At 66.2% G+C, this 17611-nt stretch carries 21 protein-coding genes; 9 read left to right on the plus strand and 12 right to left on the minus strand.

Features of this window, described 5'->3' with window-relative positions; all coding sequences use genetic code 11:
- Nucleotides 1-4 precede the first annotated feature (4 nt).
- Nucleotides 5-472, minus strand: a complete 468-nt coding sequence (locus tag ACFPPB_RS01080; RefSeq protein ID WP_377323522.1) for a copper chaperone PCu(A)C — start codon at nucleotides 470-472, stop codon at nucleotides 5-7.
- Nucleotides 469-1077, minus strand: coding sequence for an SCO family protein (locus ACFPPB_RS01085; RefSeq protein WP_377323524.1), 609 nt, complete (start codon nucleotides 1075-1077; stop codon nucleotides 469-471). The genes ACFPPB_RS01080 and ACFPPB_RS01085 overlap by 4 nt, the downstream gene beginning before the upstream one ends.
- Nucleotides 1078-1157: 80 nt before the next feature.
- Here ACFPPB_RS01085 and ACFPPB_RS01090 point away from each other — a divergent pair, with 80 nt between their 5' ends.
- Nucleotides 1158-1535: a DUF423 domain-containing protein gene (locus ACFPPB_RS01090; protein ID WP_377323836.1), complete on the plus strand. Its 378-nt coding sequence runs from the start codon at nucleotides 1158-1160 to the stop codon at nucleotides 1533-1535.
- Nucleotides 1536-1585: 50 nt separating this feature from the next.
- Nucleotides 1586-1948, plus strand: coding sequence for a PQQ-binding-like beta-propeller repeat protein (locus ACFPPB_RS01095; RefSeq protein WP_377323526.1), 363 nt, complete (start codon nucleotides 1586-1588; stop codon nucleotides 1946-1948).
- A gap of 10 nt (nucleotides 1949-1958) precedes the next feature.
- On the opposite strand, the gene ACFPPB_RS01100 is transcribed toward ACFPPB_RS01095, so the two are convergent.
- The 5 genes from ACFPPB_RS01100 to ACFPPB_RS01120 are packed head-to-tail and all read right to left on the minus strand — an operon-like array spanning nucleotide 1959 to nucleotide 4445.
- Nucleotides 1959-2756 carry a CPBP family intramembrane glutamic endopeptidase gene (locus tag ACFPPB_RS01100; protein ID WP_377323528.1) on the minus strand — a complete coding sequence of 266 codons (798 nt, stop codon included), beginning with the start codon at nucleotides 2754-2756 and terminating at the stop codon, nucleotides 1959-1961.
- Nucleotides 2753-3133, minus strand: a complete 381-nt coding sequence (locus tag ACFPPB_RS01105) for a DUF3887 domain-containing protein (RefSeq protein WP_377323530.1) — start codon at nucleotides 3131-3133, stop codon at nucleotides 2753-2755. The genes ACFPPB_RS01100 and ACFPPB_RS01105 overlap by 4 nt, the downstream gene beginning before the upstream one ends.
- Nucleotides 3134-3162: 29 nt before the next feature.
- Complete coding sequence (locus ACFPPB_RS01110) at nucleotides 3163-3357, minus strand: DUF4177 domain-containing protein (RefSeq protein ID WP_377323532.1); 195 nt, start codon at nucleotides 3355-3357, stop codon at nucleotides 3163-3165.
- Nucleotides 3358-3380: 23 nt separating this feature from the next.
- Nucleotides 3381-3572: a type II toxin-antitoxin system antitoxin gene (locus tag ACFPPB_RS01115; RefSeq protein WP_377323534.1), complete on the minus strand. Its 192-nt coding sequence runs from the start codon at nucleotides 3570-3572 to the stop codon at nucleotides 3381-3383.
- A gap of 9 nt (nucleotides 3573-3581) precedes the next feature.
- On the minus strand, nucleotides 3582-4445 hold the full coding sequence (locus ACFPPB_RS01120) for an SPFH domain-containing protein (protein WP_377323536.1): 864 nt from the start codon (nucleotides 4443-4445) through the stop codon (nucleotides 3582-3584).
- Nucleotides 4446-4604: 159 nt separating this feature from the next.
- On the opposite strand from ACFPPB_RS01120, the gene purT reads away from it, so the two are divergent.
- Both purT and ACFPPB_RS01130 read left to right on the plus strand, forming a co-directional pair.
- On the plus strand, nucleotides 4605-5786 hold the full coding sequence (gene purT / locus ACFPPB_RS01125) for a formate-dependent phosphoribosylglycinamide formyltransferase (protein WP_377323538.1): 1182 nt from the start codon (nucleotides 4605-4607) through the stop codon (nucleotides 5784-5786).
- A gap of 57 nt (nucleotides 5787-5843) precedes the next feature.
- Nucleotides 5844-7355, plus strand: coding sequence for an FMN-binding glutamate synthase family protein (locus ACFPPB_RS01130; protein WP_377323540.1), 1512 nt, complete (start codon nucleotides 5844-5846; stop codon nucleotides 7353-7355).
- Here ACFPPB_RS01130 and ACFPPB_RS01135 read toward each other — a convergent pair whose 3' ends face one another.
- The 4 genes from ACFPPB_RS01135 to ACFPPB_RS01150 all read right to left on the minus strand — a co-directional run bounded on the left by ACFPPB_RS01135 (nucleotide 7356) and on the right by ACFPPB_RS01150 (nucleotide 10091).
- Nucleotides 7356-8066, minus strand: coding sequence for an arginyltransferase (locus tag ACFPPB_RS01135; protein WP_377323542.1), 711 nt, complete (start codon nucleotides 8064-8066; stop codon nucleotides 7356-7358).
- Between the two features lie 43 nt (nucleotides 8067-8109).
- The gene (locus ACFPPB_RS01140) at nucleotides 8110-8502 is read right to left on the minus strand and encodes a hypothetical protein (protein ID WP_377323544.1); all 393 of its coding nucleotides are present in this window, start codon (nucleotides 8500-8502) and stop codon (nucleotides 8110-8112) included.
- Nucleotides 8503-8524: 22 nt separating this feature from the next.
- Nucleotides 8525-9391: an acyl-CoA thioesterase gene (locus ACFPPB_RS01145; protein WP_377323545.1), complete on the minus strand. Its 867-nt coding sequence runs from the start codon at nucleotides 9389-9391 to the stop codon at nucleotides 8525-8527.
- Between the two features lie 112 nt (nucleotides 9392-9503).
- Nucleotides 9504-10091: an N-acetylmuramoyl-L-alanine amidase gene (locus tag ACFPPB_RS01150; protein ID WP_377323547.1), complete on the minus strand. Its 588-nt coding sequence runs from the start codon at nucleotides 10089-10091 to the stop codon at nucleotides 9504-9506.
- 89 nt (nucleotides 10092-10180) lie between these two features.
- On the opposite strand from ACFPPB_RS01150, the gene ACFPPB_RS01155 reads away from it, so the two are divergent.
- From ACFPPB_RS01155 to egtD, 5 genes are all read left to right on the plus strand, one after another.
- A complete protein-coding gene (locus ACFPPB_RS01155; protein ID WP_377323549.1) occupies nucleotides 10181-10708 on the plus strand; it encodes an alpha/beta fold hydrolase in 528 nt (175 codons plus the stop codon).
- A complete protein-coding gene (rlmKL, locus tag ACFPPB_RS01160) occupies nucleotides 10705-12891 on the plus strand; it encodes a bifunctional 23S rRNA (guanine(2069)-N(7))-methyltransferase RlmK/23S rRNA (guanine(2445)-N(2))-methyltransferase RlmL (RefSeq protein WP_377323551.1) in 2187 nt (728 codons plus the stop codon). The genes ACFPPB_RS01155 and rlmKL overlap by 4 nt, the downstream gene beginning before the upstream one ends.
- A gap of 64 nt (nucleotides 12892-12955) precedes the next feature.
- Nucleotides 12956-13375: a hypothetical protein gene (locus ACFPPB_RS01165; protein WP_377323553.1), complete on the plus strand. Its 420-nt coding sequence runs from the start codon at nucleotides 12956-12958 to the stop codon at nucleotides 13373-13375.
- Nucleotides 13376-13703: 328 nt separating this feature from the next.
- A complete protein-coding gene (gene egtB, locus ACFPPB_RS01170; RefSeq protein WP_377323555.1) occupies nucleotides 13704-14954 on the plus strand; it encodes an ergothioneine biosynthesis protein EgtB in 1251 nt (416 codons plus the stop codon).
- On the plus strand, nucleotides 14951-15943 hold the full coding sequence (egtD, locus tag ACFPPB_RS01175; protein ID WP_377323557.1) for an L-histidine N(alpha)-methyltransferase: 993 nt from the start codon (nucleotides 14951-14953) through the stop codon (nucleotides 15941-15943). Before egtB ends, egtD begins: the two co-directional genes overlap by 4 nt.
- A gap of 49 nt (nucleotides 15944-15992) precedes the next feature.
- On the opposite strand, the gene ACFPPB_RS01180 is transcribed toward egtD, so the two are convergent.
- On the minus strand, nucleotides 15993-17489 hold the full coding sequence (locus ACFPPB_RS01180) for a S10 family peptidase (RefSeq protein ID WP_377323838.1): 1497 nt from the start codon (nucleotides 17487-17489) through the stop codon (nucleotides 15993-15995).
- Nucleotides 17490-17611: the final 122 nt, after the last annotated feature.

Here is a 17611-nt window from a genome sequence, read left to right on the forward strand (position 1 = left end):
GATCTCAGTGTCCAGCGTGATCATCGCCGGCATCCATGGCATTGGCCGGACGCGCGATGAAGTCGGTGGCGAGCGTGCTGCCGTCGGTGAAGTCGAGCGTCAGCCTGACCGTGTCACCGGGCTTCACCGGCGCGTTCGCCTGCATCAGCATCAGGTGGTAGCCGGCCGGCGCCAGCCTCGCTTCGCCGTGTGCCGGTATGTTCAGTGCGTCGACCATCGTCATGCGGCTCACGCCGCCCGCGGTCGAACTCCGGTGCAGCATCGCGTCGGCGTATACCGTGCTGCGGGCACCGCTCAGCGAGACGGCCTGATCGCCATCATTCCGCAGTGTGACATAGGCTCCGGCGGGCAGACCGCCGGGCAGTACCCGGATCCACGCGTGGCTGGCATGGACGTGGTCGGAGGCGCCGGCGTGCACGGCGCCGGTCAGCAAGAAACCGGCGAGCAGGATCGACAAGGTGAATGGCTTCACGAGGTGGCTCCGGCATCGAGCAGCAGGTGCAGATCGTGCACGAGATCGTCGCGCGAGGCGGATGGCGTGGCCAGCAAGCGAGCCTTGCCGTCGCGGTCGAACACGTAGATCGCCGAGCTATGGCTGACTTCGTAATTGCCGTCGGCCGAACTGGGTTCGCGAGTGAACGCCGAGCGATAGCGCTTGCTCAACGCCTCGACCGCCCCAGCGTCGCCGGTGAGGCCCACCGCGTGCGGGTCGAATGCATTGACGTAGGCATGCATCACCGCCGGCGTGTCGCGCGCGGGGTCGACGCTGACGAACAGGATCCGCACGCCATCGGCCAGCGGCCCCAGCCGCTGCATCACCACATGCAGCTGGGCCAGGGTCAACGGGCATACATCGGGGCAGTGGGTATAGCCGAAATACAGCAGCGCCACCTTGCCGCGATAATCGGCGCCGGTCACCGCCTTGCCGTGATCGTCGGTGAGCTTGAAATCAAGGTAGGGCATGTGGCCGCTGATATTGGTCAGCCGGAACGGCAGCGGCTCATCGTGCCGGCAGCCGCCCAGCAGCAGACCGGCGATCAGCAGCAGGGCAGGGAGAAAGGCGTGGCGGAGCTTCATGCGAGAATCCGGATCTTCAACCGGTCAAGCATACGACAGTGGTCGGGACGCCGGCCCGGCAAACGGGAAATTCCACCATGATGCGACAACCTGTCCATGCACGAGCCGGCTTGCTGATTGGCCTGGCCGGTGCCAGCGCGGTGCTGCTGGGCGCGTTCGGTGCGCATGCCTTGCGGGACACGCTCGACGCGCAGAGCCGCGAGTTGTGGCGCACCGCCGTGAATTATCACGTCTGGCACGCGCTGGCGCTGGCCCTGGCGGCGGGACTCGGACGCGGCCGCAGCGGGCGTTTCGCGATAGCCGCGTTCGCCATCGGCATCGTGCTGTTCAGCGGCAGCCTGTATGCGCTGGCGCTCGGTGCGCCACGCTGGACCGGCATCATCACGCCGTTTGGCGGCCTGGCTTTCGTCGCTGGCTGGATCGCGCTGGGCCTGTCGCTGGGCTCGCGCGGGGACTGACGCCGGCGGCCCGTCACTCGCGTGTCATGCCGCCGAGTCAGCATGTGCGCATGAACCCGGGCACGATTCTGCACACGCATCCATGGTTGTGCTCCGCCGGCATGCTGGCGGCGCTGCTGGCCATCGTGCTGAACGGCTTCGGCCTGGTTCGTCCGCTGCCGAGATCGGGCGCGTTGATGCGCTGGCACCATGCCGGCAGCGACTTGTTGGTGGTCGCCGACGACGAGGCCAACCAGCTTGCCGTGTATGACGCCGCCGATGGACGGTTGCTGCAACGGCTCGGCCCCGGAGCGGTGGGCAATGTCGCGGCGCTGGCCCAGCGCGATGGCCACTTGTTCGTGGTGGACGATGACGGCACGCGGAACGAGCTCAAGTTGCCGCGGCTGAAGACGGTGGCCTCCAGCGCACACTGACGCATCGCGGTCAGAGATGCGCCGCCAGCGGCATCGCCACGTGCAGCACCAGATCCGCGCAGAAATGCGCCAGCATCGCGTGCTCCAGGCCGTATTTCCAGAACAAGCCACCGGCAACCAGGCCCACCAGCGCATTCAGCAGCACGATGCGGGCGATTACGAGCGGCGCATGCGCCATGCCGATGGCAAGCGCAGCAGGCAGGTGGCCGGCGCCGAACAGCAGCGCGGCCAGTGCGATCGCCACTATGAACATCCACGACCGTGCCTGCCGCTGGTTGAACCATGCCAGCAGCCATACGAACAGGCTGACCAGAAACAGGCGGCATTCGATCTCTTCCACGATGCCGCCGTAGAACGAGGCCAGCGCACCGCGCCAGGCGGCGCCGAGCCCGGCGACCGCATCGGGTGCATGGTGCCACGACGATCCGATCAACTCGATGCCGACCACCAGCAACGCGGCCAGCACGCCGAGCAGCGCAGCCAGCCACCAGCGTGCCCGCCGCGACGGATCGGGCGGCTGGCGGTAGGCCCAGGCGCGCAGCCACGGCGCATCGAGTCCATGCCGTGCGCCGAGGAGCAGGCCCAGCCAGCCGAGCGCCCAGCACAACACGCCAGCCTGCAGTGCCTGTGCCGTCAGCAACACCCACGGCGGGACCGGCGCAGCGGCGAGCTTCAGAGGCATCACCGCGACGAGATAGGGACTCAGCGCCAGCGTGGCCAGGATTCCCGCGAGGCCGAACAGCAGCGCCAGCCTCAGGTGGGGGCCGTTCGGGTGGGAACCGGGCGTCGATGAATCAAGCCGTGTCATGGCATCGCTCCGTGCTGTGGCCTGATATGGAGGCCGCCGATCCTGCCGTTACCATCACAGGCCACGCGCACGTCGATCAGGTGCTGGCCATAGTGCACAGGGGTGATCACCAGGGTATGGCCGTCCACCTGGCTGAGCCGAGGTTGCTCTCGTGCACCACGTGAGCCGAATTGTTGCGAAACGGCCGCCCAGATTCTGGTCAGCCGGTCGGTGCCTAGGGCGGCTTTCATGCGGTCGTCGAAATCGGCGGTGGCGTCGGCATAGTCGCTCCGATCCAGATTGTCGAGCAGCCTGGCGGAAGCGCCCTGGCAATCGGCGGCGTGCGCCGTGCCGACGGCGAGACCGAGTGCGAGGCAGACAACATAGGCATGTTTCATCGCGGTGCTTCCCCCCTGCGTGAATCCGCTCAGCGCGGCCGCTTGAAGTACAGCACCGTCGGCTGCGCAATGCCGGCGCAGACGGCGCTGACCAGCTCCCAGCCCTGCGCGCCTTCGCGATTGAGCACGGCCGTGGTTTCTTCGTCTGTCGGCGTCAGGGTGAGCTGCAGGCCGCCGCCACCATGCTTCAGGGTGCTCGCTTTGTATTCCCATGTTGTGGACATCGGAATCTCCTCGTTGGAATCAGCTATCGGTTGTCGTCGTCCGTGACCGGTTCGGTCTTGCCGGGCTTCAGCCGGCCGGCTTTGCGCAGCGCCTCGCGCAATACGTATTCGATCTGCGCGTTGACGCTGCGCAATTCGTCGTCCGACCAGCGCTGCATCGCGTCCAGCACGGTGGCGCTGATGCGCAGCGGGTAGGCTTTTTTATCCCCGGCCATCGTGACGTATCAGTACAGCGTGCCGGTGTTCACTACCGGCTGGGTACCGCGCTCGCCGCACAGCACCACCAGCAGGTTACTGACCATCGAGGCCTTGCGCTCTTCGTCGAGCTGGACGACGCCGCGCTTGCTGAGCTGGTCCAGCGCCATCTCGACCATGCTCACCGCGCCTTCGACGATCCTGGTGCGCGCCGCGATGATGGCGCCGGCCTGTTGCCGCTGCAGCATTGCCTGGGCGATTTCCTGGGCATAGGCGAGATGACTGATACGCGCCTCGACCACCTGCACACCGGCCTTGCCGAGACGGGTCTGGATCTCGTCGCGCAGGTGCGAGTTGATCACGTCGCCATGGCTGCGCAGCGAGGGTATGTTGTCGTAGTGCGAGTCGTATGGATAGCTCTGGGCCATTTGCCGCAGCGCCGATTCGCTCTGGATGTGCACGTAGTTTTCGTAGTCGTCCACGCAGAACGCCGCCTCGGCGGTATCCACCACCTGCCACACCACCACCGCGGCGATCTCGATCGGGCTGCCATCGCTGTCGTTGACCTTCAGCTTGCTGCTCTCGAAGTTGCGCACACGCAGCGACAGGCGCTGTTTGGTGTAGAACGGGTTGGTCCAGCGCAAGCCCGCATCGCGCACGGTGCCGGCGTATCCGCCGAACAGTTGCAGCACCTGGCCTTCATTCGGCGCGACCTGGAAGAAGCCCTTGAGCATGAAGGCCTCTAGGAACAGCGAGGCGACGGCGCCGATCACATGTGCTCCCGGTGCCGTCGAATCGGCCGTGAACAGCAACGAGAAACCGATGCCGGCCAGCACGATGCATAGACCGATGACGGGGATGCCTGCGACGGAAAAGCCATTGCGTTCGTTCATGGTGTTGTCTCCACTGAGATGTAGAAAGTAGATATCAAATAGATATCAAACACAAGTGCCGATCCGAAGTCGCCCGCTGTTATCGCTGGGGGGATGGATTGGCGACCTGACAGGCCCCGGGCCGCATACAATGCCGGTTTGCCCGCCCTGGAGAACCCGATGAAGCCATTCGGCACCCCCCATTCCGATCATGCGTTGCGCGTCCTGCTGCTTGGCGCCGGCGAGCTGGGCAAGGAGGTGGCGATCGAACTGCAGCGCTATGCCGTGGAGGTCATCGCGGTGGATCGCTACGCGAATGCGCCGGCGATGCAGATCGCGCATCGCAGCCACGTCATCGACATGCTCGATGGCAAGGCGTTGCGCGCGGTGATCGAGCTGGAAAAGCCCGACCTGGTGGTGCCGGAAATCGAGGCGATCCACACGCCGACCCTGGTCGAGCTGGAAAAGGAGGGCCAGCGGGTGATTCCGACCGCCCGCGCAGTGTGGCTCACGATGGACCGCGAAGGCATCCGCAGGCTGGCCGCCGAGGAGCTGAAACTGCCGACCTCGCCGTACCGCTTCTGCGACGACGAAGCTCAGTACCGCGACGCGGTGGCCGCGATCGGCTACCCGTTCGTGATCAAGCCGGTGATGAGTTCTTCCGGCAAGGGCCAGAGCGTGGTGCGCGGCGCGGGCGAGTTGCGGCACGCCTGGGACTACGCGCAGTCCGGCGGTCGTGCCGGCAAGGGCCGGGTGATCGTCGAGGGCTTCGTGGATTTCGATTACGAGATCACCATGCTGACCGTGCGGCATGCCGGCGGCGTCAGCTTCTGTGCGCCGATAGGCCATCACCAGGAAGAAGGCGATTACCGCGAGTCGTGGCAGCCGCAGCCGATGAGCGAGGTCGCGCTGGCCGAGGCGCAGCGGCAAGCCGCCGCGGTGACCGGCGCACTGGGCGGCTGGGGCGTGTTCGGTGTGGAGTTCTTCGTCAGGGGCGATGCGGTGATCTTTTCCGAGGTCAGCCCCCGTCCGCACGATACCGGCCTGGTCACGCTGATCTCGCAGGAGCTTTCCGAGTTCGCGCTGCATGCGCGGGCGATCCTTGGCTTGCCGATTCCGGTGATCCACCAGTACGGCCCGTCCGCCTCATGTGCGGTGCTGGTCGAGGGTGATGGTTCGGCGCCGCGTTACCACGGTGTCGGCGAGGCGTTGGCCGAACCGGATACGCAACTGCGCATCTTCGGCAAGCCCACTGTCAGCGGCCGTCGGCGCATGGCGGTGACGCTGGCGCGCGCCGAGTCGCTGGAGGCGGCGGTGGGCAAGGCCGTGCGCGCGGCGGGGCGTCTGCGCGTCGAGTTGTGAGCACAGGCGATGCGTTAGGCTTGATGGACACGGCAACTGATCGAGAGGAGAGCGGGCATGGAGTCAACCGGATTTGCGCACTGGCTGGTCGTCCTGGTGGAACTGTGCACGGCGTTCGCACTGCTGCTGCTGGCACTGGCGGTCCTGGTGGTGCTGGCGACCTGGGTGGTCGATCGCAACCAGACCGGCAACGCGGTATTGCGCAACTTCCCGGTGATCGGCCACTTCCGCTACTGGTTCCTGCATCTGGGCGAGTTTTTTCGCCAGTACTTGTATTCCAGCGACCGCGAGGAGATGCCGTTCAATCGCGCGCAGCGCACCTGGGTGTACCGCGCCGCCAAGGATGTCGACAACACCAACGCCTTCGGTTCCAGCCGCGACCTGCGTGCGGAGGGCGTGCCGTTCTTCGTCAATGCGCCGTTCCCCGATCTTGGCGTGGATCATGTCGAGCCGGTGCCGGTGACGATCGGACCGTATGCGCGCGAGCCGTACAGCCATGCGCCGTTCTTCAATATTTCGGCGATGAGTTTCGGCGCGCTGTCGGCACCGGCGGTGCGTGCGCTGTCGCGCGGCGCGGCCAAGGCCGGCATCTGGATGGATACCGGCGAAGGCGGCCTGGCGCCGTATCACCTCGAAGGCGGCTGCGACATCATCTTCGAGATCGGCACCGCCAAATACGGCGTACGCACGCCGGATGGCAGGCTCGACGACGGCAAGCTGCTGGCGATCTGCGCGTACAAGCAGGTGAAGATGGTCAGCATCAAGCTGGGCCAAGGCGCCAAGCCGGGCATGGGCGGCCTGCTGCCCGGTGCCAAGGTCACCCCGGAGATCGCGGCGATCCGTGGTATTCCGGTCGGCGAGGATTCGCAAAGCCCGAACCGCCATCTCGACATCGGCAACGTGTCGCAACTGATGGACAGCATCGGCCACATCCGCGAGCTCACCGGCAAGCCGGTGGGCTTCAAGGCAGTGCTCGGCGGCGTGGAGTGGATCGGCGAGCTGTGTGATGAAATCCACCGGCGCGGTATCGAGAGTGCACCGGATTTCATCATTGTCGATGGCTCCGAAGGCGGCACCGGCGCCGCGCCGCAGACCTTGATGGAAGGCGTCGGTCTGCCGCTGCACGAGGCCTTGCCGGCATTGCTCGACATGCTGATCGTCAAAGGCTTGCGCGAACGCATCAAGGTGGTCTGCTCGGGCAAGTGCATCACCGCCTACGACGTGGCGTGGGCGCTGTCGATCGGCGCCGACTTCGTCAATTCAGCCCGCGGCTTCATGCTGGCGCTGGGCTGCATCCAGTCACTGCAGTGCAATCGCAACACCTGTCCCACCGGGATCACCACGCAGAATCCGAAACTGCAGCGCGGCCTGGTGGTGACGGACAAGAGCGAGCGCGTCTACCACTACGCCACCAACGTGATGAAGGAAGTCGGCATCATCGCGCACAGCTGTGGCGTCGCCGAGCCACGCCAGCTCAATCGCGGGCATTGCCGCGTGGTGGGCGATGACGGCTTGTCGATCCCGCTGGAGAAGCTGTTCCCGTATCCACAGCGCGCCACAGCCGAATGACTACCACGGCATCGCGATCCAGCCCTCGTCCGTGCGTATTTGCAGCGGCCTGAAACGCCGCTTGTAGTCCATCTTGGGATGGCCGTCGATCCAGAAACCCAGATAAAGCCAAGGCATGCCGCGGCGGCGGGCCAGCGCCAGCTGTTGCAGGATCGCAAAAGTGCCCAGGCTGCGCGTGGTTTCGTCGGGGTCGAAAAATGTGTAGACGGCCGAGATGCCATTGATGCAGACGTCGGTGACGGCCACCGCCAGCAGGCGTTCGCCCAGGCGCAGCTCCACGAACAAGGTGGGGCTCCAGGGTGCGGTGAGGAAACGGCGGAAGTCGCTGGCCTCCGCATCGTCCATGCCGCCGCCGGCATGGCGGCTCTGCAGATAGCGTTCGTACAGCGCGTGGCGTTCGCGATTGTAGCCGGGGATCGATTCGCTGACGGCGAGGTCGGCGTTGCGCTTCAGGCAGCGGCGCTGTGCGCGATCCGGCTGGAAGTTCGCCACGTCGATGCGGCACGGCGTGCAGGCATGGCATTGCGGGCAATGCGGGAAATACAGATGGCCGCCGGCCCGGCGAAAGCCGCGCTCCAGCGCCGGGCCATACAGCTGGTCAAGCTGCGGCGCGGCCGGATCCAGCACCAGATTCTGCGCGGTGCGGTCGGCGTAGTAGCCGCACGCATGGGGCAGGGTCTGGAACAGGCGGACTTGGTCGGAGCGGCGCATGTTCCGATTCTATGCCTGCATGGCGGCAACGCACCATCGGGTGTCAGATCACGTGCAGGTAGCGCAGTACCACCATCGCGAATGCGGCCAGCACCAGCAACAGCACGATGCGGCGCACTCTGGCCGCGGTGTGCTCGCGCCGCATCTCGGGCGTGGGGTTGCGCACGGCCGCCAGTTCCTCGCCGTGGCGGATCAGCGGCTCGATGCCGATCTCGCGCAGCAGCACCCGGGCCCTGGTGTAGTCGTCGGCGCTGGCGATCCACACCTGCGCCCAGCTGCTGCGGTCGTCGTTGCGCTGCGAGTAGCTGAAGCGCTGCCAGGTCGGGCGGTTGTAGTTGGAGCGGTTGACCACGGTAGCCTCGATGCCGTGCTCGGCCATCAGGGCGACCACGCGATCGATGCTTTCGTTACGGGGTGAGGTATAGATCTGGCGCATGGGCGCAGTTTACGCGATCGGCTCAGTCGCCGCGGACGCGGATCAGACCTTCCTGCGCGGTGGAGGCGACCAGCCGGCCGTCACGGCTGAAGATCTGCCCGCGAGCCAGCCCGCGGCCGCCTTGCGCGGTGGGACTGTCGAACGAATACAGCAGCCATTCGTCGACACGGAACGGACGATGGAACCACAGCGCATGATCGAGGCTGGCCACCTGCACGTTGTGGGTGAGGTAGGAAATGCCGTGCGGCAGCATGGCCGTGCCGATCAGGTGGAAGTCCGACGCATACGCGAGCAGGGCGCGATGCAGGATCGCCGAATCGCTGATCGGCGAGGTCAGCTTGAACCAGATGTGCTGGATCGGCGGCCGTTTGGCCGGATGGCGCTCGTCGCGCGGCCACACCTGGCGGAACTCGAACGGACCGTCGATGCCGAGCCAGCGCTGCAGCTTCACCGGCAACCGCGCCAGCTCGTCCGGCGGCAGCGGATGCAGCGGCTCGATGTCCTCCGGCGCCGGCACTTCGGGCATCGAGGTCTGGTGTTCGACGCCGTGCTCGGGGACCTGGAACGAGATCGAGCCATTCAGGATTGGTTGGCCGTGCTGGATCGCCAGCACCCGCCGCGACGAGAACGTGCCGCCATCGCGGGCGCGCTCCACGCTGTACACGATGGGTGCATCGATATCGCCGGCACGCAGGAAATAGGCATGCAGCGAATGCGCTTCGCGTAGCGGGTCCACCGTTTCCTGGGCTGCCGCCAGCGCCTGGCCCAGCACCTGGCCGCCGAACACGAAGCGGGTACCGATGTCGCGGCTCTGGCCGCGGAACAGGTTGTCCTCCAGCCGTTCGAGCTGCAGTAGTTCGACCAGTTCGGTGACGTGGTTTGGCGACATGGAGGAAAACCCGGTTGTGGCGGCAAAGGCGCGATTATAAGGCGCCTCGAAAGACTTTCCGGCGGCTCTTGCGGGAGCGGCTTCAGCCGCGATGCGATTCCGAATTGACCGATCAAGACTGAAGAGCGTCGCGACTGAAGCCGCTCCCATCGATCCGGGTCAGCCCGCTGTCTTCCAGCACCTCGGCCCATGGAAACAGCGGGCCGGGATCGAGCTTGCGATGGATTTCCCGTGCAGGATCGTCGCTGGCCGGCATCAGCGCGGTGTCCAGTTCCTCATGCCCGGCGATGTGCCGCAGGTTCGGGAAATCGCGGCGCAGCCGGGCGAGCAGGACGCGCAGCGCATGGATCTGGGCTGCGCCGTAAGGCTCGGTCATCTGCTGATGCCGCGAGTCCCACCAGTGCGGGTAGCGGCCCAGGTTGACCAGCTCGATGCCGATCGAGCTCGGGTTGTGGCCGCGCACGTGATTGGCGACGCGGGTGCCGGGAACGTAGCGGTAAACCGCGCCGTCGCGGTCGATGTAGTAGTGGCCGCTGTTGCCGGCGCCGCTGGCGTGGAGCACTTTCTCGCCGTATTCGCGGGCCGTGGCCAGGTCCGGCAGCTCGGTGCAGTGGATCACCACCAGTTCGACCGCGTCGGCGGGACGCTCGGGCAGGATCTCGGCGTAGGGCAGCGGCAGGTCATGGACGGTCAGGCTCATGCGCGGCAGTTTCGCACGCGGCAAGGCCCCCCGGAAACGTCGCCTGTTACCATGCGAGCCTTGCTTTCAGCAGTTTCATGGAGACCGCCATGCGCGGCCAGATCATTCTTTCGCACGGTTCGGACTCCAGTCCCGACGCCACCAAGGTCAGCGCGCTGGCGGCACTGGCCGCTTCGCTGGGCTGGCCTACGCAGCGGCCGGATTACGGCACCGACGATGCGCGCGGCCACGCCGGTTCGGTGGCGCCGCGGATCGCCCGCCTGCGCGCCACCATCGAGGCGCTGGATGCGCCGCCGCTGCTGGTCGGTTCCAGCATGGGCGCGTTCGTGTCCGGACTGGTCTCGCTGGATGTGCCAGTGGCCGGCTTGCTGCTGCTGGCCACGCCCAGCGAGATTCCCGGCTACGCGCGCGCGTTCGACCTGCGCCGTGACGTGCCGACGCTGCTGATCCACGGCTGGCGCGACAACGTGTGCCCACTGCCGAGCGTGCAGGCGTTTGCTGCCCAACGTCGCCTGTCGCTGCTGGTGCTGGACGACGACCATCGGCTGGGTGCGAGCATGCACATGATCGCCGCGCAGTTCCGGCACATGCTCGATCAAGTGGCGGCCAGCGCATGAGCCACTATTTCGCGACCTGCCCGAAGGGGCTGGAATACCTGTTGCGCGACGAGCTGATCGCGATCGGCGCCAGCGACGTGCGCGAGGCGCTGGCCGGCGCGCATTTCTCCGGCACGCCGGAAACCGCATATCGCGCCTGCCTGTGGTCGCGCCTGGCCAGCCGCATCCTGCTGCCGCTGGCCGAGTTCGATGCGGCTGACGATGATGCGCTGTACCGCGGCGTGCAGGAGATCGACTGGAGCCGGCATCTGGCCGCGCACGCCACCTTTGCGGTGGACGCCGGCACCGCGATGAGCAACCTCACCCATAGTCAGTTCATCGGCCTGCGCACCAAGGATGCGGTGGTCGACCAGTTCCGCCAGCGCGACGGCAACCGGCCGGGCATCGATACCGACGAGCCGGATATCCGCATCAACCTGCGCCTGCGGCGCGACCGCGCGACCGTGTCGCTCGATCTCGCCGGTTCGCCGCTGCACCGCCGAGGCTGGCGCGAAGAACAGGGTGAGGCGCCGCTGAAGGAAAATCTCGCCGCCGCGATGCTGTTGCGCGCGCGCTGGCCGGAGGTGTATGCGGCCGGTGGCGCGTTGCTCGATCCGATGTGCGGTTCCGGCACGCTGCTGATCGAAGGGGCGCTTATGGCCGCCGACGTGGCCCCCGGCCTGCGCCGCGAGTACTTCGGTTTCCTCGGCTGGCAGCAGCACGACATCGCGCTGTGGCGCGGCCTGCTCGACGAGGCGACGCAACGCGCCGAGACCGGCCTGCGCGGATTGCGCAGCATGTTCTTCGGCAGCGATGCCGACCCGCGCATGGTGCAGACGGCCAAACGCAACGCCCAGGCTGCGGGTGTGGCCGGTTTCTTCACCCTCGAAAAGCAGGACCTGACTCACGCCGCACCGCCGCCGGGCGTCGACTACGGCCTGGTCATCACCAATCCGCCGTACGGCGAGCGGCTGGGCGAGCGGGCCGAGATGCCGAAGCTGTATCGCGCACTGGGCGACACCTTGCGCAACCGCTTCTGCGGCTGGCGTGCCGCCGTGCTGGCAGGCGACGTGGAGCTGGGCCGGGCGATGCAGCTGCACGCGGACAAGCGCTATGCGCTGTACAACGGCGCGCTCGAAACGGTGCTGCTGACCTTCGACCTGAGCAGGCGCGAGGAAGCGCCGCGCGAGCCGAAGCCGTTGTCGGCAGGCGCGCAGATGCTGAAGAACCGGCTGGAGAAAAACCTCAAGCACCTGCGCAAGCGCCTGACCCGCAAAAGTATCCGCTGCTGGCGGGCCTATGATCAGGACCTGCCCGAGTACGCGGCCGCGATCGACGTCTACGGCGCCACGAACGGCGACGACCACCTGCACATCCAGGAATACCGCGCGCCGGCCGACGTGCCTGCGGACATCGCCCGCCTGCGCCTGCGCGAGATCGCCCGTGTCGCCGGCGAAGTGCTGGGCGTGCCGCGCGAGCGCATCGCGATCAAGACCCGCGAACGCGGCAAGGGCGGCTCCAAGTACGGCCAGCTCGATCAGCGCAACGAGTTCATCGAGGTGGAAGAGGGTGGCCTGAAGTTCCTGGTCAACCTCACCGACTATCTCGATACCGGGCTGTTCCTCGATCACCGGCTGGTGCGCGCGAAGGTGCGTGAGCTTGCCGACGGAAAGTGCTTCCTCAACCTGTTTGCCTATACCGCCACCGCCAGTGTGTACGCGGCAGCCGGAGGTGCGCTGGAAACCACCAGCGTGGACTTGTCGGCCACCTATCTGGAATGGGCGTCGCGCAATCTCGCGCTGAACGGCTTCAGCGGCTCGAGTCACCGACTGATGCAGTTCGATGCGCTGGAATTCCTGCAGCGCGACCGCGGCCATTACGGGCTGATCTTTGCCGACCCGCCCACTTTCTCCAATTCCAAGCGCGCCGACGATTTCGACGTGCAGCGCGATCACGTAAAGCTGCTCGATGCCTGCAACGAGCGGCTGACCCGTGACGGCGTGATCGTGTTTTCCAACAACTTCCGCCGCTTCAAGCTCGATCGCACGGAGCTCGAACAACGCTTCGAGATCGAGGACTGGACCGCGCCGAGCATCCCGTTCGACTTCGCCCGCCGCGCCGACATCCACGGCTGCTGGCTGCTGCGACGGCGCAAGGCTGAAGCGGGGATCAACCCCTGGGATACCGCACGCATCAAGAAATGAACCCTTCAGACCGCATTAAGCGGATCGGGCCGAGCATAGAGTCGGTATCAACCGGAGAGGTGTCATGACCAAACGTTTCAGTGGTGCAGGCAAGCTGGCAGCCATCGGTCTGGCGGTCGCGACCGCAGTGGCCATGCCGCTGAGTGCATCTGCGCATGACGGCTGGGGCGGTCGTGGCGGCTGGGGTCACGGTCACCACGGTGGCTACCATGGCGGTTACTACGGCCATGGCGGAGGTCACTGGAGCGGCGGCCGCTGGATTGCCGGGGCGATTGTTACGGGTGCGGTGATGGGTGTAGTGGCCGATGCCTTGGCCCCGCGGCCGGTGTATTACGGCCCGCCGGTGGTCTACGCCGAGCCCGGCGTCGTGTATGAGGACGGCCCGCCGGTGGTCGTGCGGCGTCGCGTGGTCGAAACCCGCACGGTGGTGTACGACGGTCCGCAGACGCGCTACATCCGCGACGATGGCTACGACGGCGACTGATCCGTCCGTTCAGCGCCATCCCAGCTGAAACAGAAGAGCCCGGCACGTCCGGGCTTTTCCGTTTATCAGGCAGGGCGGCGCAGATTCAATGGGCAGGCAAGGTCCGGTTCGCGGGTCATTCGTACCGCGATGCGGTAGTCGATCGAGCCGCATGCCGACAGTATCTGCGCCCGGCATGAGGGAGGCGTCGCTGCAAAGTATCTGCCATCTGCATATCACAAGAAGTGAACGGTCGGCACGGCATGCTGCCGGCCATGTTTTTGAACGCTCCATGCCGCGAGACCCCCTGCGCAACGGCCACCTCGCTGGCTGTGCCGGAGGGGCGGCGATGACAAACTGGCAGTCGACGGCGCCGGCCGGCATGATGGCGCGTTTCCGGCAGGTGAGGCAGCAGACGCTGGCGCTGTGCCGCGGCCTGAGCGCCGAGGACATGTTGCTGCAGTCGATGCCCGACGCCAGTCCAGGCAAGTGGCATCTGGCGCACTCCAGCTGGTTCTTCGAGCAGTTCGTACTGGGGCGCGATCCGGCGTACCGGCCGCGCGATCCGGCGTGGCATTACCTGTTCAACTCCTACTACCAGTCGGTCGGCCCGATGCATGCCAGGCCGCAGCGCGGCCTGTTGTCGCGACCCTCGCTGGACGAAGTGCGCGGCTATCGGCAGTACATCGACGACGCGATGAGCGAGCTGCTGAACCGGGGCGACGACCCGGAGCTGGCGGCGCTGGTCGAGCTGGGCCTGCAGCATGAACAACAGCATCAGGAACTGCTGCTGACCGACATCAAGCACGCTTTCTGGTGCAACCCGTTGCAGCCGGCATATCGCGCTGCGCTGACGGATACGGCAACCGCGAAAGCGGTGCCGCTACGCTTCGTCGATGGCCGTGAAGGCGTGGTCGAGATCGGTCATCGCGGAGAAGGGTTCGCGTTCGACAACGAAACCCCGCGCCACCGCAGTCTGCTGCATCCGCATGCCCTGGCCAACCGGCTGGTGACCAATGCCGAGTACCTGGCATTCGTGCGCGAAGGCGGTTATTGCGAACCGGGCCTGTGGCTGTCCGACGGCTGGGCCACGGTGCAGCGCGAGGGATGGCAGCATCCGATCTACTGGCAGGACGACCTGGCCAGCGAGTTCACGCTTGCCGGCCTGCGCGGACTCGATCCGCACGAGCCGGTGTGCCACCTCAGCTATTACGAGGCGGAGGCTTTCGCCCGCTGGGCTGGCGCGCGGCTGCCGACCGAGGCCGAGTGGGAGTCGGCAGCGCAGCGCGTCGCGGTCGACGGCAACCTGCAGGACGAGCAGCGATTCCAGCCGCGCGCGGCGAACGGCGACGCGGCTCTGCTGCAGTTGTATGGCGATGTATGGGAATGGACGGCCTCGCCCTACATCAATTATCCGGGCTTTCGCCCGCTGCCCGGTGCGCTGGGCGAATACAACGGCAAATTCATGTGCGGCCAGTGGGTGTTGCGTGGCGGCTCCTGCGTCACGCCGCGTGATCACATCCGCGCCAGCTACCGCAATTTCTTTCCACCCCATGCCCGCTGGCAGTTTGCCGGGCTGAGATTGGGACAGGACCGATGAGCAGTGTGCAACCTTGTGTCAGCGACGACGATCGTCGCCCACCGATAAACGATTTGCTGGAAGTCGCCCAGCGTGGTCTCGGCGCCAAACCCAAGCGGTTGCCGTCGTGGCTGTTCTACGACGAGCGCGGTTCCGCGTTGTTCGACAAGATCTGCGAGCAACCGGAGTACTACCTCACCCGTTGCGAAATCGCCCTGATGGACGAACACGCGGCGAGCATCGCCGAAACGCTAGGCAGCGACGTGCGGCTGGTCGAATACGGCAGCGGAAATGCGCGCAAGACCGGCATGCTGCTCGACCATCTGCATGCGCCGGTTGCGTACGTACCGGTGGAAATTTCGCCAGAGCCGTTGCGGCAAAGTGTGGAGCGGCTGACAGGAGCGTTCCCCCAGTTGCCGCTGCAGCCGCTGTGTGCGGATTTCAGCAGGCCGCTGCGGTTGCCGATTCCGCCGCGCGCACCGCGCCGCACGGTGGTGTATTTCCCCGGCTCCACCATCGGCAATTTCGAGAACCGTGAGGCGGCCACGCTGCTGCGCAAAATGCGCAACGAGATGGGCGACGCCGGCGGCATCCTGATCGGGGTCGACCTGAAGAAGGATCCTGCGGTGATCGAAGCGGCCTACAACGACCGCGCCGGCGTCACCGCCGAGTTCACCCTCAACATGCTGGCCCGGCTGAACCGGGAGATCGGCAGCAACTTCGACTTGTCGGCGTTTGCGCACCGCGCGCATTACAACCCGATGGCCGGGCGCATCGAGACGCATATCGTCAGTCGCCGTCAGCAACAGGTCAAAGTCGGCAGGGTGAATGTGGCGTTCCGCGCGGACGAGGCGATCCAGGTCGAATACAGCTGCAAGTACTCGCTGGAGGACTTCGCCGCGCTGGCCGCCAGGGCAGGCCTGGCGGTTCTGCGCGTATGGACCGACGCGGAACAGATGTTCAGCGTGCAGTATCTGGTGCGGGCCAGCACGGTGACGCTGGGCCGCTGAAGCGGGAGCCGGGATGGTGATGGGGCGGCCTTCAGCAGGCCGCCGCCGTTTATTTCACGCCGTATAGCACCCGCACGTCCGCGGTCAGTGCGGCCTGGCTGTCCGCCCGCGCATAGAACATGTGCCCACCCGGATAGCTTTTCACCTGCACCCGGGTCGGATCGCCCATCGCCGGCATCTGGTCGACGATCAGCACCGAGGCCATGAACGGGCAGGACAGATCGTCCCAGCCATGCGCGATCAGCACACGCAGCCCCGGATCGTTGGCTACCGCTTCGCGCAGCTGCGACACGGAACCCTTGCGGGCGTCGTCGTCCTCGTGCCACAGCTTGTTCACCGCGTAACTGAGCGCGTTGTAGCGGCCCTCGAATTTCCAGCCCACGGTCTGGGTGACGAAGTTGACCATCGCGCTGGTGGTCGGCGCGATGATGCCGTTGAGGATGGGGTCGCCGGTCTGTTGATGCGGCGCATACGGGAACGGGTCCCACGCGGTGACGTTGGAGTCGTAGCGGCTGCCGAGCCGGCCTTCGGCGCGATACACCTCGCGCAGGTAGGCCTGGGTCTCCAGCCGGCCGCCGGAGCGCTTCACGAACAGCGGATCGAGGCCGGTCAGCGCGGTGACCTTGTTCACCACGCGGTCGATCGCCTTCGGGTCGGAGCGGCCACGCATCAGGTCGCTGGCGTATTCGCCGCGGGTGTATTCGACGATCGACGCCATCGCCTCCGGCGTGAGCTTGTGCTCGCGCTCCAGGTGCGCGGCGGCGATCGAGGGCAGGGTCAGCATCCACGGCAGCGGCGACACGTTCTCGTCGTCCGATGCGGCCGGGTCGAGGTACGGCGACAGCAGCACCACGCCGTTCATCGCCACGCCGAGCTGGGTCTGCAGATAGTCGGTGATGCGCGGGCCGCGGAAGCCGCCGTAGCTTTCACCGATCAGATACTTGCGCGAAGTCATGCGGCCGTTCTTGACCAGCCAGTCGTAGACGATGCGCGAGAGGTACTTGATATCGTTGTCGGTGCTGTAGAACTGCTTGGTCGCTTCCTTGTCGTCGACCAGCGCGCGGCTGTAGCCGGTGCCGACCGGATCGATGAACACCAGGTCGGTGAAGCCCAGCCAGGTGCCGGGGTTGTCGTGCAGCGTCGCCGGCGCCGATGGCGTGTCGCCCTCGACGCCGAAGTTCACCTTCTTCGGCCCGATCGCGCCGAAGTTCAGATACACCGACGATGCGCCAGGGCCACCGTTGAGCGCGAACGTCACCGGTCGATCCTTGCCAGGCATGCGGTAGGCGGTGAACACCACCTCACCGATGATTACGCCCTTCTCGTCGCGTACCGGCAGCGAACCCACGGTGACGGTGTACTTCAGCGTCTTGCCGCCCACCGTCGTGGATTGCGATACGTGGGCATCGGCCGGGAACGGCGGCAGGTGGAAGCCGTTGCTGTTGGGAGCATCCTGGGCCGCCGCGGGCTTGTGGGTATCAGCCGCGGAGGCCGATGTGGTGCCGAACCCGGTCAGCACGAAGGCTGCCAGCAAGGCGGTTTGCATGGACTTGCGCACAGAGGTTTCCTCATCGGCGAAAGCGCCAAGCCTAACCGGCTGCGCGGCCGGGGGAGTGTGCGTAAAGGCATGGGTGCAGCCTGCCGATCAGCGCAGGGCCGGCACGGCGG

It is taken from the genome of Rhodanobacter terrae, assembly GCF_042657005.1.
Classification (GTDB): Bacteria; Pseudomonadota; Gammaproteobacteria; order Xanthomonadales; family Rhodanobacteraceae; genus Rhodanobacter; species Rhodanobacter terrae.

Coding starts and splice junctions, on each gene's coding strand:
- ACFPPB_RS01150 (WP_377323547.1), bottom strand. CDS start 10,091: ATGAGCCTGACCGTCCATGACCTGCCGCTGCCCTACGCCGAGATCCTG.
- ACFPPB_RS01110 (WP_377323532.1), bottom strand. CDS start 3,357: ATGTCCACAACATGGGAATACAAAGCGAGCACCCTGAAGCATGGTGGC.
- ACFPPB_RS01130 (WP_377323540.1), top strand. CDS start 5,844: ATGGAGTCAACCGGATTTGCGCACTGGCTGGTCGTCCTGGTGGAACTG.
- ACFPPB_RS01155 (WP_377323549.1), top strand. CDS start 10,181: ATGCGCGGCCAGATCATTCTTTCGCACGGTTCGGACTCCAGTCCCGAC.
- ACFPPB_RS01180 (WP_377323838.1), bottom strand. CDS start 17,489: ATGCAAACCGCCTTGCTGGCAGCCTTCGTGCTGACCGGGTTCGGCACC.
- rlmKL (WP_377323551.1), top strand. CDS start 10,705: ATGAGCCACTATTTCGCGACCTGCCCGAAGGGGCTGGAATACCTGTTG.
- ACFPPB_RS01085 (WP_377323524.1), bottom strand. CDS start 1,077: ATGAAGCTCCGCCACGCCTTTCTCCCTGCCCTGCTGCTGATCGCCGGT.
- purT (WP_377323538.1), top strand. CDS start 4,605: ATGAAGCCATTCGGCACCCCCCATTCCGATCATGCGTTGCGCGTCCTG.
- ACFPPB_RS01105 (WP_377323530.1), bottom strand. CDS start 3,133: ATGAAACATGCCTATGTTGTCTGCCTCGCACTCGGTCTCGCCGTCGGC.
- ACFPPB_RS01145 (WP_377323545.1), bottom strand. CDS start 9,391: ATGTCGCCAAACCACGTCACCGAACTGGTCGAACTACTGCAGCTCGAA.
- ACFPPB_RS01090 (WP_377323836.1), top strand. CDS start 1,158: ATGCGACAACCTGTCCATGCACGAGCCGGCTTGCTGATTGGCCTGGCC.
- ACFPPB_RS01100 (WP_377323528.1), bottom strand. CDS start 2,756: ATGACACGGCTTGATTCATCGACGCCCGGTTCCCACCCGAACGGCCCC.
- ACFPPB_RS01115 (WP_377323534.1), bottom strand. CDS start 3,572: ATGGCCGGGGATAAAAAAGCCTACCCGCTGCGCATCAGCGCCACCGTG.
- egtB (WP_377323555.1), top strand. CDS start 13,704: ATGACAAACTGGCAGTCGACGGCGCCGGCCGGCATGATGGCGCGTTTC.
- ACFPPB_RS01165 (WP_377323553.1), top strand. CDS start 12,956: ATGACCAAACGTTTCAGTGGTGCAGGCAAGCTGGCAGCCATCGGTCTG.
- ACFPPB_RS01095 (WP_377323526.1), top strand. CDS start 1,586: ATGAACCCGGGCACGATTCTGCACACGCATCCATGGTTGTGCTCCGCC.
- ACFPPB_RS01135 (WP_377323542.1), bottom strand. CDS start 8,066: ATGCGCCGCTCCGACCAAGTCCGCCTGTTCCAGACCCTGCCCCATGCG.
- ACFPPB_RS01140 (WP_377323544.1), bottom strand. CDS start 8,502: ATGCGCCAGATCTATACCTCACCCCGTAACGAAAGCATCGATCGCGTG.
- ACFPPB_RS01120 (WP_377323536.1), bottom strand. CDS start 4,445: ATGAACGAACGCAATGGCTTTTCCGTCGCAGGCATCCCCGTCATCGGT.
- egtD (WP_377323557.1), top strand. CDS start 14,951: ATGAGCAGTGTGCAACCTTGTGTCAGCGACGACGATCGTCGCCCACCG.